A 3,688-nucleotide genomic window follows, 5' to 3' on the forward strand; every position below is an offset into this window, starting at 1 on the left:
GTCATGGGGAAAGCCTCCTATGTCCTATGAAGTGAGTGTGGTTGCTAACTATCATAAGGGAGAGGCTTTCCCTTTTCAATTGCTTATTTTTCTATTTACACATAATTATTTAAACACTCATAAAGAACAACAAGGCAAATAAATATAGCTAGTATATTAAATATGCTTAATATACTAGCTATATTTATTTGCCTTGTCGCATATCATAAATTATTTTTTCAGAGTCGCTAAGAGTATCGCGATAAGCTTCCATGGCGACTTTGACAACCTCGTACATTGGCATATCTTTTGCATAGCTGATATTTCGAACCATATCGGCAACCGGAGGATCGACTTGTATAGGCTGCCTATCTTTGGCCTTATATTGTTTTTCACCGTAAGTAATCTTTGCATCGTCATCAATAATGGTTGGCTTGTTCCGATTATCTTCTGTGTTTTGTTCATTGTTCTTTTTATTCAGCAACGCCATTTATTTCGATCTCCTTGCCAAGTGGTAATGTAATATTTTCAAGTGCATCAAAATATTTTGATTGATAAGTAAAGTTTTCAACATCTCCAGTTTTCTCAAATGAGGAAATTCGAGCCTCTAGTTCACAAAATAGATCGGCAAAGAGCCCAAACATTTTTCGATCATTATAATCTTCGAGTGAGACACCATCTTCGCCAAAATTTTCTAAACGGTCGTGATTTTTGATAATAGTGTGGAACACGTTATCGCGTCCATAAACTTCAACAGTCTCTCTATAGTTTTCGATTTGTCGCTTCTTATGAGAAGTTAAAAGTGCGGGCAATACACCTGCAACTTGAAAGTGTGCTTCTTCAGGAAAATTATCTAACATTGGTTGTAGGTATTTCCCAATGAAATTACTTGTTCCTTCCATCGCCATTTTACGAACTTCTTGTACGGCAATGATATAATCAGAAGCCATAATTATTGCATCAACGACTGTGTCAGTGGAAGGAGCGACGTCAAAAAAAATATAGTCGTAATCGTATTTGATTTCATCTACCATTTTTACCAAATATAAATATCTGTCTCGTTTACTCTTCGAGTTATCGATAATCGTATCAGTAAGCTCGTGTTCGGCAATTGAACCTGCAATGAAATCGAGATTTTTTGTTAGTGGAAAGATTGCATTTTTTAAAGTTCCACTTTGTACTGCCTTTACAAAGGACTGTGGGAAATGACGTTGATTAAAAGTTCTTTTTACATTACTTGTAGTATTAGCTTGCAAATCGACATCAATCAAGAGAACTTTTTGATTGAACAATGAAGGTTTACTTGCCGTTATTGCAAGAAGGTCGGTATCAGTGGTTTTACCGACGCCACCTTTCATATTTGTTAAGACCACTACTCGTCCTTTTCTCATTGTAATTACCTCTCAAAATATATTTAGTATATTTAATATAGTAGATATACTCGCTATATCGAATATACTAAATATAGCAAATATAGCAAGTTTTGTCAAAAATATATTTTGGTAAGTTTACCTTTACATCATTTCTTTGCTCGGTTATACTCTAGGTATATTCAAAAATAAGAGAATACAAAAAAAGAATAAAAGAAAAGCACCACCCAACTGCAATTGGGAAGCGCTCGACAAAATCTCTTTCAACTAAGAAGATTATACCAGCAAAATGGTAAGATGTCGAGAATGGTGTGATTTCAAAACGGTAGGGGACAAGCTGCCGGAATAAAACTAAGGGGACACGTGTGGTGAGCGACTTCTGTGCAAGTTCACTGGATCTTTTTAATTAGATCCGTAAGCGGTAATTTTAAAAACTTAAAAGTTTATTCGGGGGTAGTCGGACTACTTTCACCTTAAGCAACTTGGCATAACGCTGAGTTGCTTTTTTGTCTGCGCTTTTTCGTTTTCTATGTATTTTCTATTAAGCTAACTTAGGTGTTTATTTTGAAGGGAGGTGACGGGCCATGTATGATTTTAAGACAATCCAAGACGCGCAAAGACTGGTATTACACGATTCATTACATACATATAAAGTTAAAAATAGTAGTTCTAATATTGCCGGACAAGTGATGGAAACACCTACAAAGAAGGGGGCCATTGCGCTCTTCAGCAGTAAGGATTCCATGCAAAAAGCACATGGTGTGGTTATCACCTCTTTTGAAGGTCTGGAGGCCATTGCTGATCGGATGACTCACTGGACACCTAACACCTTTAACTGGCTGGGCTACACGCAGAACAGGGGGAGCGTTCGTGGTCACCGAGAAGCTAACTTAGCTCAGATTAATACCTTGGTCGTTGATATTGATTTTGCTGACGCGCAAGAACGCGATGCTCGGGAGCGGGAAGTTTTGGGTGCGGTCACGGTTGCCGACTTATTCATTCCCACGATGATTTTGCGGACTGCGAAGGGGTTCCATATCTACTACGTTTTTGATCAGCCTATGTTTTTACGGAAGAAGCGCGGCCAGTTTCCAGTTTTGAAAGCGGCCCAGAAAATGTCTAGTTTTGTGCGGCAGTGGATTCAACAACGGGTTACTGGGGTCGATGTGGGCTGCAATAATTTTGGCATTTTCCGAATTCCGCGTCAGGATAATCTGATTTTTTTTGATGCTAATATGTTGATCCAGGTGAGCGCTCTGATGAAGTGGTCACAGTATTATGCTGCTCAAGTTCCCGTCACGGACCAAATGGGAGATCAGGTGATTTCATTGTCTTCTGATGAGGGCCGTCAGGTTGATCAAGCTTGGTTTAAAGCGTTATTGAAAGTGACGACAGTCAAATCAGGCCATGGATTAGCCCGTCATAACACCGTTATGACGCTAGCTTTAGCGATGTATCAATCTAAAATTTCTCAGCAGCGTGCGAGAGACGTGCTTGACGTCTTTAATTCAAATTTACATGACCCATTGGTCGATCGCGAAGTTGTACAGTGCGTCAGAGACGCTTATTCAGGTGACTATCGAGGGGCCGCACTGAGTTATGTTCAAGGACTATTGGATCAATGGGTGCCTAATTTTTCAGGTAAAGTCGTTGTTAGGATTGGCTGGCATAAATTTGCTAAGCCACGTGCCGAACGACAATACAGCCATGCTAATGAATGGCGTAACGATGTGCTTGCGTTGATTAATCGAATGGGTGGTTCTGCTGCTTCGGTTGCTATGTCAACGCGTCAAATTCAGGCTGAGTTAGGGATTTCTCCGGCGAGTTTGAATCGGGTTATGAAGCAATTACAAGCAACTTCGCAATTGAAGCGGGTGCAGCGTGGTAACCAGCCGACTTTATTGACGACGGTGACCATGTTATTTAAGTCGGCTATGGTGAGACGTCAGGCTCAAAGTCAAGCGTGGACGGGGTACTTAACGACACTAATGCCAACTGTAAGCACAAATAGTTATGAGCCAACAGTTCTCACTTCAACTGAGATGCAAGCGGTGAGTGGTGATTCAGCGCCACCGTGGGTAATGGAGACGAGGAGAAGAACGGGGTGAAAAGTGCTGCTATCAATTGCCATAGGTATATATCTAGAATAGGCTTGTTGCTGTGTGAGGGTATTGCTACTTAGGGGTCTTGTGTGGGGACTCACAAAAATAGCTTGGCAAATTTTAGGAAGTGCGGTAAACTGTAGTCAGCCAAAAGGGAACGTATGTTCTTGGTATGGCAAACTTAATAGTTTGGTAGATTGTAAAATTAATCCGAACGCTGTTCGGACAAAAAAGATC

Annotated in this window: 3 protein-coding genes; 1 reads left to right on the forward strand and 2 read right to left on the reverse strand. The window is 40.4% G+C overall.

From position 1 onward, the window contains the following. Positions 1–184: 184 nt before the first annotated feature. Both prgO and prgP read right to left on the reverse strand, forming a co-directional pair. The gene (prgO, locus tag EGT51_RS12630; RefSeq protein ID WP_020090520.1) at positions 185–469 is read right to left on the reverse strand and encodes a DNA segregation protein PrgO; all 285 of its coding nucleotides are present in this window, start codon (positions 467–469) and stop codon (positions 185–187) included. Continuing rightward, entirely contained in the window at positions 453–1,370 is a 918-nt protein-coding gene (gene prgP, locus EGT51_RS12635; protein WP_039106782.1) for a ParA superfamily DNA segregation protein PrgP, read from the reverse strand. The genes prgO and prgP overlap by 17 nt, the downstream gene beginning before the upstream one ends. Before the next feature lie 563 nt (positions 1,371–1,933). On the opposite strand from prgP, the gene EGT51_RS12640 reads away from it, so the two are divergent. Further along, positions 1,934–3,457, forward strand: coding sequence for a primase C-terminal domain-containing protein (locus tag EGT51_RS12640; protein WP_135369014.1), 1,524 nt, complete (start codon positions 1,934–1,936; stop codon positions 3,455–3,457). Positions 3,458–3,688 lie beyond the last annotated feature (231 nt).

The organism is Levilactobacillus suantsaiihabitans (assembly GCF_004745505.1).
GTDB lineage: Bacteria > Bacillota > Bacilli > Lactobacillales > Lactobacillaceae > Levilactobacillus > Levilactobacillus suantsaiihabitans.

Excerpts from the sequence above, each read along its gene's own strand:
- prgO (WP_020090520.1), bottom strand. The coding sequence starts at position 469 with ATGGCGTTGCTGAATAAAAAGAACAATGAACAAAACACAGAAGATAAT.
- EGT51_RS12640 (WP_135369014.1), top strand. The coding sequence starts at position 1,934 with ATGTATGATTTTAAGACAATCCAAGACGCGCAAAGACTGGTATTACAC.
- prgP (WP_039106782.1), bottom strand. The coding sequence starts at position 1,370 with ATGAGAAAAGGACGAGTAGTGGTCTTAACAAATATGAAAGGTGGCGTC.